8 protein-coding genes are annotated in these 13,684 nt (G+C 65.9%); 6 read left to right on the plus strand and 2 right to left on the minus strand.

Going from position 1 to position 13,684, the window contains the following annotated elements; all coding sequences use genetic code 11:
- Positions 1-50: 50 nt before the first annotated feature.
- From V5279_RS14490 to V5279_RS14515, 6 genes are all read left to right on the plus strand, one after another.
- On the plus strand, positions 51-827 hold the full coding sequence (locus V5279_RS14490) for an HpcH/HpaI aldolase family protein (RefSeq protein WP_139481981.1): 777 nt from the start codon (positions 51-53) through the stop codon (positions 825-827).
- Positions 828-1,007: 180 nt separating this feature from the next.
- The gene (locus tag V5279_RS14495) at positions 1,008-2,531 is read left to right on the plus strand and encodes a UxaA family hydrolase (protein WP_166297741.1); all 1,524 of its coding nucleotides are present in this window, start codon (positions 1,008-1,010) and stop codon (positions 2,529-2,531) included.
- A gap of 13 nt (positions 2,532-2,544) precedes the next feature.
- Positions 2,545-3,048 carry a GDSL-type esterase/lipase family protein gene (locus V5279_RS14500; protein ID WP_248114355.1) on the plus strand — a complete coding sequence of 168 codons (504 nt, stop codon included), beginning with the start codon at positions 2,545-2,547 and terminating at the stop codon, positions 3,046-3,048.
- Positions 3,049-3,190: 142 nt separating this feature from the next.
- Positions 3,191-6,457, plus strand: a complete 3,267-nt coding sequence (locus tag V5279_RS14505; protein ID WP_338698378.1) for a transglutaminase family protein — start codon at positions 3,191-3,193, stop codon at positions 6,455-6,457.
- Between the two features lie 20 nt (positions 6,458-6,477).
- Positions 6,478-9,009, plus strand: a complete 2,532-nt coding sequence (locus V5279_RS14510; protein WP_338698380.1) for a circularly permuted type 2 ATP-grasp protein — start codon at positions 6,478-6,480, stop codon at positions 9,007-9,009.
- The gene (locus V5279_RS14515) at positions 9,006-9,884 is read left to right on the plus strand and encodes a transglutaminase family protein (protein ID WP_338698382.1); all 879 of its coding nucleotides are present in this window, start codon (positions 9,006-9,008) and stop codon (positions 9,882-9,884) included. Before V5279_RS14510 ends, V5279_RS14515 begins: the two co-directional genes overlap by 4 nt.
- Positions 9,885-10,029: 145 nt before the next feature.
- On the opposite strand, the gene V5279_RS14520 is transcribed toward V5279_RS14515, so the two are convergent.
- Positions 10,030-11,532 (minus strand): sensor domain-containing diguanylate cyclase, encoded by a 1,503-nt coding sequence (locus V5279_RS14520; protein WP_338698384.1) that lies wholly within the window; start codon positions 11,530-11,532, stop codon positions 10,030-10,032.
- A gap of 192 nt (positions 11,533-11,724) precedes the next feature.
- Complete coding sequence (locus V5279_RS14525; protein ID WP_338698386.1) at positions 11,725-13,407, minus strand: methyl-accepting chemotaxis protein; 1,683 nt, start codon at positions 13,405-13,407, stop codon at positions 11,725-11,727.
- Positions 13,408-13,684: the final 277 nt, after the last annotated feature.

Consider the following 13,684-nt stretch of genomic DNA (forward strand, 5'->3'; position numbering starts at 1 on the left):
CCCTCCAAGAAACACATCTGCTCTTCAAGAAACAAAAGGAAACGTGATCAATGGCAAACAAGGTCAAGCAGGTCTGGGCATCGGGCAAGGCGGTGGTGAACGCGTGGCTCGCGATCCCCTCCGGGTTTTCGGCCGAAGTAATCGCGCAATGCGGCTTCGACAGCGTCACCGTCGACATGCAGCACGGCGTGCAGGATTATCTGTCGATGGTGCAGTGCTTCCAGTCGATGCATGCACATCCGGTGACGCCGATGGTCCGCGTGCCCTGGAACGAGCCGGGCATCATCGGCAAGGTGCTGGACGGCGGCGCCTATGGCGTGATCTGCCCGATGGTCAACACGCCGCAGGAAGCCAAGAACCTCGTCTCTTATGCGAAGTATCCGCCGAAGGGCGTGCGCTCCAATGGCCCGATCCGCGCCGGCATGTATGGTTCCGCCGGCACCTATCAGCAGACGGCGAATGACGAGATCGTGCTGCTGCCGATGATGGAGACCAAGACCGCGGTCGAGAACATGGAAGCGATCCTCGATGTCGAAGGCATCGACGGCGTCTATATCGGCCCGTCCGATCTCGGCTTCTCCTATGGTCTGGTGCCGAAGCTCGATCGCGACGAGCCCGAGATCCTCAAGATCTACGAGAAGATCATCAAGGAATGCGGCAAGCGTGGCCTCAACCCCGGCATCCACTGCTCCGGCGCCGATGGCGCAGTGCGCGCGATCAACATGGGCTTCAAGCTCGTGACGCTGTCGAACGAAGTCGGCCTGATGCAGACCTACGCCAAGATGCAGGTCAACGCGACCCGCGAGAAGTCCGGCGGCAAAGCCTGATTGTCACTTCTCCCTCGCCCCGCTCTTGCGGGGAGAGGGTTGGGGTGAGGAGCCTCTATCCGGCGAGCACCATCGTTGGAATTGACATTGTGCCTTGCCCCTCACCCGGATCGCTGACGCGATCCGACCTCTCCCCGCAAAAGGGCGGAGAGAGCTGAAGAACTCCGAAGGAGAACTCCCATGGCCTCGGCACAAGTGATCCGCCTGCACGCCGACGACAGCGTCCTGATCGCACGCGCGAGCCTGCCGCCGGGGCTCGAGGTGGCCGACGGTGTCACCACGGTCGACCGCATTCCGGCCGGCCACAAGGTCGCGATCAAGCCGATCGCGTCAGGTGAGCCGATCAGGCGCTACGGCCAGATCATCGGCTTTGCGACGCAGCCGATCGCACCCGGCCAGCACGTGCATACGCAGAACTGCGGCATGGGCGACTTCGCCAAGGACTATGCCTATGGCGTCGACGTCAAGCCGGTGCCGAATTTCGATCTGCCGGCGACCTTCGAGGGCATTCGCCGTGCCGACGGCCGCGTCGCCACCCGCAACTATATCGGCATCCTCACCTCGGTGAATTGCAGCGCCCATGTCGCCGGCATCGTCGCCGACATGTTCAAGAAGAATCCATTCACCGGCGACAACCCGCTCGCCGATTTCCCGAATGTCGATGGCGTCGTCGCGCTGACCCACAAGACCGGTTGCGGCATGACCCAGGACGAGCCCCTGGCGCTGCTCCGCCGCACGCTCGGCGGCTATGCGCGGCACGTCAATTTCTCCAACGTCATCGTGCTCGGCCTCGGCTGCGAGGTGAACCAGATCGGCGGGTTGATGCAGGAGCAGAAGCTCGCCGGCCGGCTGCGCGCGATGGACATCCAGGAGGTCGGCGGCACGCGCAAGACCGTGGAAGCCGGCGTTGCCTTCGTGAAGGAAGCACTCACCGATGCCAACAAGGTCAAGCGCGAGGCGGTGCCGGCGAGTGAGCTCACCGTAGCGCTGCAATGCGGCGGCTCGGATGGTTACTCCGGTGTGTCGGCCAATCCGGCGCTCGGCGCCGCGAGCGATCTGCTGGTCCGTCACGGCGGCACCGTGATCCTCTCGGAAACGCCCGAGACCTACGGCGCCGAGCATCTGTTGACCCGCCGCGCCGTCAGCCGCGAGGTCGGCGAGAAGCTGGTCGGCCTGATGCGCTGGTGGGAGGAATACACCCAGCGCGAGGGTGCCGAGATGAATGCCAATCCGAGCCCGGGCAACAAGGCCGGCGGCCTCACCACGATCCTTGAGAAGTCGCTCGGCGCGATGGCGAAGGCCGGCAGCACCAACCTCGTCGACGTGCTGCACTATGCCGAGCCCGTTACCAAGAAGGGTTTTGTGTTCATGGACACGCCCGGTTACGACCCGGTCGCCGCGACCGGGCAGGTCGCCGGTGGCGCCAACCTCGTCTGTTTCACCACCGGCCGCGGCAGCGTGTTCGGCTGCAAGCCCGCGCCGTCGATCAAGCTTGCGACCAACACGCCGATGTACAAGCGGATGGAAGACGACATGGACGTCAATTGCGGCACCATCCTCGACGGCGAGGAGAGCGTGCAGGAATGCGGCCAGCGCATCTTCGACCTCATCCTCAAGACCGCCTCGGGCCAGCCGACCAAGAGCGAGAGTTTTGATTTCGGCGGCGCCGAGTTCGCGCCCTGGGTACTCGGCGCGACGATGTAGGCGCGGAGGACACATGCGCGGGCGTCGGTTCGGAACAATTGGATGCCTCGCATTTCTGGCCGCCTTGAGTGTTGGCGTCGGTTCGGCTGACGCCGCAAACATTGTGGCGCTTGGCGCGAGCAACACCTACGGAAAGGGCGTGGCGCGCAACCAGGCCTATCCCGCGCAGCTCGAAGCGATCTTGCGGGCGAAGGGATTGAACGTCCGTGTCGTGAACGCCGGCATCAATGGCGACACCACGGAAGGGATGCTGCAACGCCTGGACCGGGCCGTCCCGAACGGCACCAGTGCGGTTATCTTGCAGCCGGGCGGCAATGATCGGCGCAAGGGCAGCCCTGACCGGACAGCCGATATTCAAAGTCGCCTCAGTGCACGTGGCATCGCGGTGATCATGCTCTCCAACGGGATGTTGAGCGGTCTCCCCCATCAGCCCGACGGCCAGCATTTGACCCCCGAGGGCTATCATATGCTCGCCCAGTCGCTGGCTTCGCAGGTGTCTGGGGCGATCGGCCGCTAGCCGGTGAGGGTCTCCGGCCGCGCCAATTGCTGACATCGGGACAACGCGCGGATATTTCCTGGGCAATCGCTGCCCGTTGTTAGTGCTTGATGTCGACCGGCAGCAGTGTTCTGCTCAAAAAAGCTGCTGGAGTCCTCGGTCCGTGTCGATCTTCGTCGCACTGCATCACGTCACGCACTACAAATACGACCGGCCGATCGATCTCGGGCCCCAGACCATTCGGCTCCGGCCCGCGCCGCATACCCGCACGCCGATCCTGAGCTACTCACTCAAGGTCACGCCCGCCAATCACTTCGTGAACTGGCAGCAGGATCCGCAGGGCAACTGGCTGGCGCGCTACGTCTTTCCGGAGAAGACAACCGAGCTCAAGGTCGAGGTCGACTTCACCGCCCAGATGACGGTGGTCAATCCGTTCGACTTCTTCGTCGAGCCCTATGCCAGCAGCTTTCCGTTCGAATACGACAGCGATCTCAAGATCGAGCTCGCGCCCTATCTGGAAACGGACGAGCCCGGGCCGTTGCTCGCCGCTTACCTGAAGGACATTCCGCGCAACGCCGACAGCACGGTCAATTTCCTGGTCGAGCTGAACGCGCAGCTGCAGAAGAAAATCAGCTACGTCATCCGGATGGAGGCCGGCATCCAGACGCCCGAGGAGACGCTTGCCGCCGGCTCCGGCTCCTGCCGCGATTCGGCGTGGCTCTTCATCCAGGCGCTGCGCCATCTCGGGCTCGCCGCGCGTTTCGTCTCCGGCTATCTCATCCAGATCCGGCCGGACATCGATCCGATCGAAGGGCCGCGCGAGGTCGAGAGCGATTTCACCGACCTGCACGCCTGGGCCGAAGTCTATCTGCCGGGCGCGGGCTGGATCGGCTTCGACGTCACCTCCGGCATGCTGACAGGCGAGGGGCACATTCCGGTCTGTGCCACGCCGCACTACCGCTCGGCCGCGCCGGTGACCGGCACCGCAGGCTTCGCCAATACCGAGTTCGGCTTCGAGATGACCGTCAAGCGGATCCGCGAGGCGCCGCGGATCACGAGGCCGTTTTCGGATGATTCCTGGGCGCGGCTCGACCGGCTCGGCGAGGAGGTCGATGCCGACCTGACGAAGGACGATGTGCGGCTGACCATGGGCGGCGAGCCGACTTTTGTTTCGGTCGACGATCTGGAATCTCCGGAGTGGAACGTCGCCGCGGTTGGCCCGACCAAGCGCGCACTCGCCGACGAATTGATCCGTAAGCTGCGCACCCGGTTCGCGCCCGGCGGCCTGCTGCATTACGGCCAGGGCAAATGGTATCCCGGCGAAAGCCTGCCGCGCTGGGCGTTCGGCCTCTATTGGCGCAAGGACGGCAAGCCGATCTGGAACAATGCCGACCTGATCGCTTCAGTCGAAAATCCGCGCAAAGCTGAGATCGCAGACGCAGAGCGCTTCGCAATCGGCATCGCCGCGCGGCTTGGCCTGAAGGCGGACTACGTCATGCCGGCCTTTGAGGACACTGCGTTCTGGCTCGAGCGCGAGGCAGGCCTGCCGGCCAATGTGAGCCCGGCCAACTCCAAATTGGCCGATCCGGAAGAGCGCGCACGGATCGCGCGGGTGTTTGACGAGGGGCTGACGTCACCGAAGGGCTTTGCGCTGCCGATCCAGCGCTGGTCTCCGCTCGGCGACCGCGTGCCGGCGCGCTGGCGTAGCGAGCGCTGGAAGATCCGGCGCAGCCATTTGTTCCTCTTTCCGGGCGATTCCCCCCTGGGCTTGCGCCTTCCGATCGGCTCGCTCGAACACGTCCCGCCCGATGATTTTCCCTTTATCGTCGAGCAGGACCCGATGGCACCACGCGATGCACTGGGGGAGATCGATCCGGAGCTGAAGCAGGCACTCAAGGACATTGAAGAGCCGCTGCCGGTGCGCACCGCGATGTCGATCGAGGTGCGCGACGGCGTGCTGTGCGCCTTCATGCCGCCGGTCGAGAAGGTCGAGGATTATCTCGAGCTGATCGCCGCGATCGAAGCCGCCGCCGAGGAACTGCAACTGCAAGTCCACGTCGAGGGCTACGCACCGCCGTTCGATCCGCGCATCGAGGTGATCAAGGTGACGCCGGACCCCGGCGTGATCGAGATCAACGTGCAGCCGGCGCAAAGCTGGCGCGAGGCTGTCGATATCACCCTAGGCCTTTATGAGGATTCCGCGAAGACGCGGCTAGGGGCCAACCGTTTCCTGATCGATGGCCGTCACACCGGCACCGGCGGCGGCAACCACATCGTGGTCGGCGGCAGCAAGCCTGAGGACTCGCCGTTCCTGCGCCGGCCCGATCTGCTGAAGAGCCTCGTGCTGTACTGGCAGCGGCATCCGTCGCTGTCCTATTTGTTCTCCGGCATGTTCATCGGCCCGACCAGTCAGGCGCCGCGCATCGACGAGGCGCGGCATGATGGGCTCTATGAGCTCGAGATCGCGCTGTCGCACGTGCCGCCGGCGGGCATGGACGCGCCGCTGTGGCTGGTCGACCGGCTGTTCCGGCATATCCTGGTCGATATCACCGGCAACACCCATCGCGCGGAAATCTGCATCGACAAGCTCTACTCGCCCGACGGCCCGACCGGCCGGCTCGGCCTGGTCGAATTCCGCGCGCTTGAAATGCCGCCCGATCCGCGGATGTCGCTGGCGCAGCAGCTTCTGATCCGCGCGCTGATCGCCAAGCTGTGGCGCGAGCCGCAGCAGGGCAAATTCGTGCGCTGGGGCACCGCGCTGCATGACCGCTTCATGCTGCCGCATTTTCTCTGGGAGGATTTCCTCGGCGTACTCGCCGAGCTCAAGCAGTCCGGCTACGACGTCGAGCCGGAATGGTATCAGGCCCAGCTCGAATTCCGTTTCCCCGCCTTCGGTCGCGTCCATCACGGCGGCGTCGGCCTGGAGTTGCGGCAGGCGCTCGAGCCCTGGCACGTGCTGGGCGAGGAGGGCACCGCGGGCGGCACCGTGCGTTACGTCGATTCCTCGGTCGAGCGGCTGCAGGTGAAGGCGACCGGATTCGTCGAGGGCCGCCACGTCATCACCTGCAATGGAAGGCGGATGCCGATGACCGAGACCGGCCGCGCCGGCGAGGCGGTCGCCGGCGTCCGCTTCAAGGCCTGGCAGCCGGCCTCCGGGCTGCATCCGACCATTCCCGTGCACGCGCCGCTGACGTTTGATCTGATCGATACCTGGAACGGCCGCTCGCTCGGCGGCTGCGTCTATCACGTCGCCCACCCCGGCGGCCGCAACTATGAGACCAAGCCGGTCAATTCCTACGAGGCCGAGGCGCGGCGGCTGGCGCGCTTCCAGGATTATGGCCATACCCCCGGCAGGATCGAGACACCGTCGGAAGAGCGCACAATTGAGTTTCCCTTGACCCTCGACTTGCGGTCGCCGCTCCTGCACTAATTGTGTCAAGGGGAAGTGGAATGACCGCATCGGGTGGGCAAGGCAGCAGTCAGGAGAGCAGGGCCCGTCCCGGTCAGCGCCGGATGGCGCAGTGGACCCGCGACTATGTCCGGCTGCCCGGCATTCCCGACGAATATATTGCCGAGAACGGCGCACCGCGGCCGGTCTGGGCCCGCTTCTTCGACGCCTTTGCCGCGCTGTCGCCGGCCGATATCGAGCGCCGCTTTGCCTCCGCCGACCGTCATCTGCGCGAGGCCGGCGTCACCTATCGCGCGCCCGGCGACACTTCCGACCGGATCTGGCCGCTCAGTCATCTGCCGCTGATCATCGACGCGGCCGACTGGCGGCAGCTCGCCGCCGGCGTCGCGCAACGCGCACAGCTTCTGGAAATGGTGCTGCGGGATCTCTACGGCGAGGGCCGCCTCGTCGCCGATGGCGCGATTCCTGCGGCGGCGATCGCCGGCAGCAGCGAGTATCTGCGCGCGGTCAGCGGCGTCAAGCCGCCGGGTGGCCGCTATCTGCATCTTTATGCCGCCGACATCGGCCGCGGGCCTGACGGCCGCTGGTGGGTGCTCGGCGATCGCACCCAGGCGCCGTCGGGCGCCGGCTATGCGCTGGAAAACCGCCTGGTGCTGTCGCGCGCCTTTTCCAATCTCTACAAGTCGATGAATGTCGAGCGCGTCGCGCCGTTCTTCGAGGCCTTCCGCGATTCGCTTCGCGCCAGCGCCGACCGCGACGAACCGCGGATCGGCCTGCTGACGCCGGGCGCCTTCAGCGAGACCTATTTCGAGCATGCCACGCTCGCGCGCTATCTCGGCTTCCTGCTGGTCGAGGGTGACGATCTCGCGGTCTCCGGCGACCGCATCCACATCCGCACCGTCGCCGGGCTGAAGCGGCTCGACGTGCTGCTGCGCCGGGTCGATTCCAACATGCTCGATCCGCTCGAGCTCGACGCGTCCTCCTATCTCGGTGTGCCCGGCCTCGTCGAGGTCCTGCGCAAGGGCGGTGTCGTGGTCGCCAACACGCCGGGCTCGGGCGTGCTGGAAGCGCGGGCGCTGCTCGGCTTCCTGCCCAATCTCTGCCGCCGTCTGCTCTCCGAAGACCTGATGATGCCGCACATCGCGACCTGGTGGTGCGGCCAGAAGTCCGCCCGCGAAGAGGTGCTGTCGCGGCTCGACGAGTTCGCGATCGAGGGCGCCTATGGCCGCGGCGTTCCGGATTTTCCCGGCCACGGGCCGGTGCTCCCCGGCGAATTGTCGGCGGCGGACCGCGATCGCCTGAAGGACGCGATCAGCCATCGCGGCATCGACTATGCCGGCCAGGAACTGGTGCGGCTGTCGACCACGCCGGTGTGGGAAAACGGCCGCATCGCGCCGCGCCCGTTCGTGCTGCGGGTGTTCGCGGCGGCGACGCCGAACGGCTGGACCGTGTTGCCCGGTGGCTTCTGCCGGATTGCCGATCGGGCGGATGCGCGCGCGGTGTCGATGGGCGATGGCGCGGTGTCCGCCGACGTCTGGGTGGTCTCCGACAAGGCGGTCGCGACCTCGACCTTGCTGCCGGCGGTCGACACCGTGCGTATCCGCCGCATTGCCGGCGTGCTGCCGAGCCGCGCCGCCGACAATCTGTTCTGGCTCGGCCGCTATCTGGAGCGTGCCGAGGCCACCATCCGGCTGATCCGCGCGCTGTGCACGCCGCTGCGCGATCCCGCGCGAGCGAATTCGACCGGCGCCGCGCCGGCGATGCATTCGACCGAGCGCATCCAGCGCATGCTGGTCGCCTGGGGCGCGGCCTCGCAGACCGCGCGCGCCAATCCCGCCAAGGTCGCGCTCGAGGCGTTGCAGAACGAGGAGAAGTTCGGCTCGGCGCTGTCGCTGGTGCGATCGGCGCAACGCACCGCGACCTCGCTCCGCGAGCGGCTGTCGCCGGATGCCTGGCAGGTCATCACCGAGATGGCCGAGCGGCTCGCGATCGAGGTGCATGACGACGACGGCGTCGTCAGCGCCGCCGAGCTGACCTTGCAGGAGCTCGCAAGCTTCGCCGGCCTCGCGCAGGAGAACATGAACCGCGCCGCCGGCTGGCGCTTCCTCGAGATGGGCCGCCGCGCCGAGCGCGCCATCAACACCACGCGCTTTGCCCGCCAGTTCGCCTATGACGAAGCCGGCGACGAGGATCTCGACGTCCTGCTCACGCTGGTCGACTGCCAGATCACCTACCGCTCGCGCTATCTGGTGCAGCCGCTGCTCACGCCGGTGCGGGATCTCGCGGTGCTCGACCCCTACAACCCGCGCTCGGTCGCATTCCAGGTCGCCGCGCTGAACGAGCATATCGCGGCGCTGCCGAGCCTGAAGGAGCACGGCCTGATCGAGCGGCCGCAGCGGCTCGCAGTCGCCGTGGAGGCGATGTTGACGACGGCGGAAGCGGCCAGCCTCGACGTCAAGACGCTGTTCGCGCTGGAGCAGGACCTGCTCAACATCGCCGATGCGGTCGGGCTGCATTATTTCCCGCATGGACCGAACGCCAGCCGGCCGGAGAAGCTCACGGGGCTGGCGTGATCTACGACATCCGTCACGTCACGACCTACAGCTATGAGACCCAGGTCAGCTTCGCGCGCTGCTCGCTGCGGCTGGAGCCGGTCAGCGGCGACGGGCAACAGCTGATCTCGCATTCGGTCGATATCCGCCCCAAGCCCGCGGAGCGCACCGTGCGGCGCGACTTCTTCGGCACGCTGACCGAAAGCGTCCTGATCGAGGCCGCGCATCGCAGCCTTCGCATCGATTCCCGCTCGCGGGTCTCGGTGGCGCGGCAGCCGCCGGCGCGTGGCGCCGCGAGCCCGCCCTGGGAGAGCGTGCGCGATCACGCGTTCGAAGGGGTGAGCCTCGGTGCGGCCTCGCCGGTCGGCTACGTCTTTGCCAGCGCGCTGGTGCCGGTGCTGCGGCCGGTGACGGCCTACGCCTCCGCGAGCTTCTTGCCCGGTGGCGGCATCCTCGCCGGCGCGGCCGACCTGATGCGCCGCATCCGCAGCGACTTCAAATACGATCCCAAGGCGACCGTGATCTCGACACCGCTTCGCGACGTGTTCGAGAAGCGCCATGGCGTCTGCCAGGATTTTGCCCATGTGATGATCGCAGGCCTGCGCGGCCTCGGCCTGCCCGCGGCCTATGTCTCAGGCTATCTGCGCACCATTCCGCCGCCGGGCCAGCCGCGGCTGCAGGGCGCGGACGCAACCCATGCCTGGGTGTCGGTCTGGTGCGGCAGCGAGCTCGGCTGGATCGGGTTCGATCCGACCAACGATCTCATGGTCGCCAACGACCACATTATTCTCGCCATCGGCCGCGACTTCGCCGACGTCTCGCCGGTCGACGGCGTCATCGTCGGCGCGCGCAAGCAAAAGCTCAGCGTCGCGGTCGACGTGCTGCCGGTGGAGTGAGCGGGGGGCGGTCGCGCGTTCGACCGCGCTAGAGCCTTTTCCGTTCCGATGGAATCGGAACGGGGCTCTAGATTCTTGTTTTGACGCGTTTTCTTAACGCGAACCGGTATCCACTTCGCTCGAAAACGCTCTAGCGTGATCTCGATCAGGCGACGTGCCGCTTGCCCGATTTATCCCACCCGATGGGACTGACGACGACGCGGTCGCGGCCTTCATGCTTGGCCTGATAGAGCGCGAGGTCCGCGGCCTTGAGCAGATCGCGCGATGTGCGCTCGTGATCAGGGACGAGGCAAGACAATCCGATGCTGACGGTCGGTAACTCATGCTCGGATTCGCGCGCAGCCGTCAGCTTTGCGCGAATCTTTTCGGCAACTTCCAATGCGCCCGCCTTGCCGATGCCAGGCAGCAGCACCGAGAACTCCTCACCGCCATAACGCGCGCCGAGATCGGTTGCGCGCTTTGTGCTGGCTGCGATGCAGCGCCCTACGGTGGCGAGCACGGCGTCGCCGGCCTGATGTCCGTAGGTGTTGTTGAACGCCTTGAAATGATCGACGTCGATCATCAGAAGCGAGACCGGCGCCTTTGCGCGCATGCCGCGACGCCATTCGACGTCAAGGGTATCGTCGAGGCGGCGGCGGTTGGCGAGACCGGTCAGTGCATCGGTGCTCGCGAGGTGTGCGAGCCGGTCTTCCGCGGCGGCGCGTCGTTTGAGCGCGGCCAGCAGATAGAACATCAGGATGATCGCGAAGCCGCCGAGCGCGGCCACCACGCCGCCGATCAGCCACAGCTGCTGCCACCAGTCGGCATAGATGCCGTCGAGTGAGAGACCCTCGGCGATGATCAGGCGGCGGTGTCCGACCTCCTGAAAGATATAGAGCCGGTTGACATGGTCGACGACCGATTTCGTCATGTAGGAGCCGGACTGCCGTGCCGGATACTGTTTGAAGACCAGGGAGTCCTTGATGCTTTGCCCGATCTTGCTGATGTCGAACGGTGCCCGCATCACCATGACGCCATCAGTGTTGAACAACGCCATGCTATCGCCGGCGCCGAAATTCAGTTTGCGAAACAGATTGTGGAAATAGCTGAGCCGCATGCTGCCGGCGACCACGCCGGCGAAAGACCCGTCGTCATTGCTGATGCGGCGGCTCAGGCTGATCAAATATTCGCCGTCCGAAGTGACCCACGGAGGACTGATGAACAGTCCGCTGTCCGCTCGCGTCCGATGTGCCCGGAAGAAGTCCCGATCTGCGAAATTTGCGGCCCGCGGCGTCAATGTTCTGGAATCGCGCGTGACGTCTCCTGCTGCATTCAGCACGAGGATCGAGCCGAGATCCTTGGCCGTGGCGGCGCGGTCGAACAGCACGATCTGGCGAAGCTCCGGGCTGATCTTGCCGAGCTCCGGCAGCTTGACGCCGTCGGCGACGGCTTGCAGCGAGAGGTCATAAAGCTCGATGGTGCGGTCGATCTCGCTGGCGATGGAGGCGATGAGGTTGGTCGCGCCTTCCTTCGCATGCCGGTAGTCCTTGTCCGCCATCTCCCAGAGAATGGCGGCACAGATCGCTGAAAAGCACAGGATGAGGCCGATTCCGAGCGCGAGCAGCCGTTTGGTCGGCACCGCCTTCGGCTTTTGTACAAGCCCGTTCATTGCTCGCTTCCACTTCCCCGCGCCCCCGCGCTCCGGGACTTTTTATAGGGGGATCAAATTGAGAAAGGCGGCCTGAAGCGTGTGTAATTTGGGCCCGTGCGTTGGGAGAGTCTTTACCATCTAGATTGGCCAGGATCTGCCGCACGGTCTCGGCGCATCGCTGATTCGTTCAGGTTCCGGTCCGCCACAGGTCTAGGCGGCGTCGCTGCGCAGGTTGCGGAAGAACTGCTCGACCTCGCGCGACAGCGTCTCGGCGGTTGCGGTCAGATCGTTCGATGCCGCGAGCACCGATTCCGCCGCCTTGCTGGTCCGGTCCATATCGTCGCGGAGCGAGCCGACGTTGGTCACCAGGGTTTCATTGCCCTGCGCGGCCATGTGCGCGTTGGCGGAGATTTCGCGCGTGGCGGCGTCCTGCTGGCCGATCGCGCTTGCGATGTTGGCGGTGACGTTGCTGATCTCGCGCACCGCCTGGCCGATGTCGCGCACGGCGGCCACCGAGTTGCGGGTCGAGGCCTGGATCAGGCCGACATTCTCGCTGATCTCGGCGGTTGCCTTCGCGGTCTGCCCGGCCAGCGCCTTGACCTCGTGCGCGACGACGGCGAAGCCGCGGCCGGCATCGCCGGCGCGGGCGGCCTCGATGGTGGCGTTCAGCGCGAGCAGGTTGGTCTGCTCGGCGATCGCCTGGATCAGGTTCAGCACGCCGTCGATGCGCTGGGTGGTGGCGGCAAGCCCCTCGATCTCGGTGATCGAGCGGTCGGTGCGCGCACCAGCCTGATCGACCGCGCCGGACGACTGCTTGACCTGACGGCCGATCTCCTCGACCGAGGCGGAGAGTTCTTCGGCCGCGCCCGCCACCGCGGCAACGTTGCTCGAGGCCTGTTCGGTCGCGCCTGCCGCCGCCGCCGCGCGGCCGCTGGCGCCTGCCGCGACGTTTGCGATGGTCTGCGCAGTGTCGCGCATCGTGGTTGCGTTGTCGTGCACCGCGCGGAGCACCGATCCGATGGTGCTGCGGAACGTCTCGAGCGACGTCTCGATATGCCGGCCGCGTGCATCGCGCGCCTCGGAGTCCTGCGCGACCTGGGCGTTCAGGCTGCGGTTGCGGTCCATCGCCTCCTGGAAGACCTTGATGGCGCCGGCCAGCGCGCCGATCTCGTCGCGGCGGCCGACATGCGGCACTTCAACATGGTCGGCGCCCTCGGCGACACGCTTGATGGTCGTGGTGATTTGCGACAGCGGGCGGGCCACCGAGCGGGCGATGATCAGCACGCCCAGCACGACCACGATCAGGGCCGCCGCGCCGAGCCCGGTCAGCAGCAGCGCCATTGCGCGGTTGGTGTCGGTCTGCTGCGCCAGCTTCTTGCTGCGCTCGGCGTAGACCTTGGAAAGCGCCTCGAGATCCTTGTTCAGCGCTGTGCGCACGTTGCGGTTGGCGTCGTTGTCGCCCCATTCACGCCCGGCTGCGGCGCCGATCTCGATGCCGCGGCGAACCAGCTCCTTGCGAAACTCGACGAACTGCTCGATGCGCTGCTTGAACACCGCGAACTGGCTGGTGTCGTCGGCCTGCACCAGGGTTTCCCAGTTCTTCACCACGCCGAGGATGCGCTCGTTGAACGCCAGCAGCCCGTCGCCGTATTTCTTCACCGCCGCCGGATCGGTCGACATGTAGATGCCGCGGGATTCCATCACCACGGCATAGACCAGCGAATTGACCCGCTCGACATTGAGCGCGGCACGGCTGGCGAGGTCGACGGCCTCGGTCAGCTCGGCGTTGCGCCGCGCGTTGTAGTCGGACAGCACGGTGATGGCCGCGGTCAGCGCCGCGATCAGCGCAAACGTCGAGTACAGCCTGGCAGCAAGCGAGAATCGGGAAGCCATTGGAGGCCCGGATGTGGAGACGGGAGATGTGATGGGGGCGGGCATTGCGGGCACTCCAAGAGGCCGGGGAGCACCTTCGGCCGATTAAAGCTTATGCAAAACCTTCATGGACAATTTCTTAACGCGTGCGTTTTTTGTGGCCGCAACCCTTAAAATCTCTAAATAATACCAATGTCTTATAAGGCGTTCTGAGTCCGCCGGGGGCCGGCGGCTTGCGGCGGCGACGATGATGCGCCGCCATCACCATCAACACCTCCGGCGCGGAGGGCGAAGCTGG

The sequence above is a fragment of the Bradyrhizobium sp. 26S5 genome (assembly GCF_036923295.1).
GTDB lineage: Bacteria > Pseudomonadota > Alphaproteobacteria > Rhizobiales > Xanthobacteraceae > Bradyrhizobium > Bradyrhizobium septentrionale.

What these genes read in the sequence shown, in the direction of transcription:
- V5279_RS14490 (WP_139481981.1), top strand. Translation starts at nt 51, where the DNA reads ATGGCAAACAAGGTCAAGCAGGTCTGGGCATCGGGCAAGGCGGTGGTG.
- V5279_RS14495 (WP_166297741.1), top strand. Translation starts at nt 1,008, where the DNA reads ATGGCCTCGGCACAAGTGATCCGCCTGCACGCCGACGACAGCGTCCTG.
- V5279_RS14500 (WP_248114355.1), top strand. Translation starts at nt 2,545, where the DNA reads ATGCGCGGGCGTCGGTTCGGAACAATTGGATGCCTCGCATTTCTGGCC.
- V5279_RS14510 (WP_338698380.1), top strand. Translation starts at nt 6,478, where the DNA reads ATGACCGCATCGGGTGGGCAAGGCAGCAGTCAGGAGAGCAGGGCCCGT.
- V5279_RS14520 (WP_338698384.1), bottom strand. Translation starts at nt 11,532, where the DNA reads ATGAACGGGCTTGTACAAAAGCCGAAGGCGGTGCCGACCAAACGGCTG.
- V5279_RS14525 (WP_338698386.1), bottom strand. Translation starts at nt 13,407, where the DNA reads ATGGCTTCCCGATTCTCGCTTGCTGCCAGGCTGTACTCGACGTTTGCG.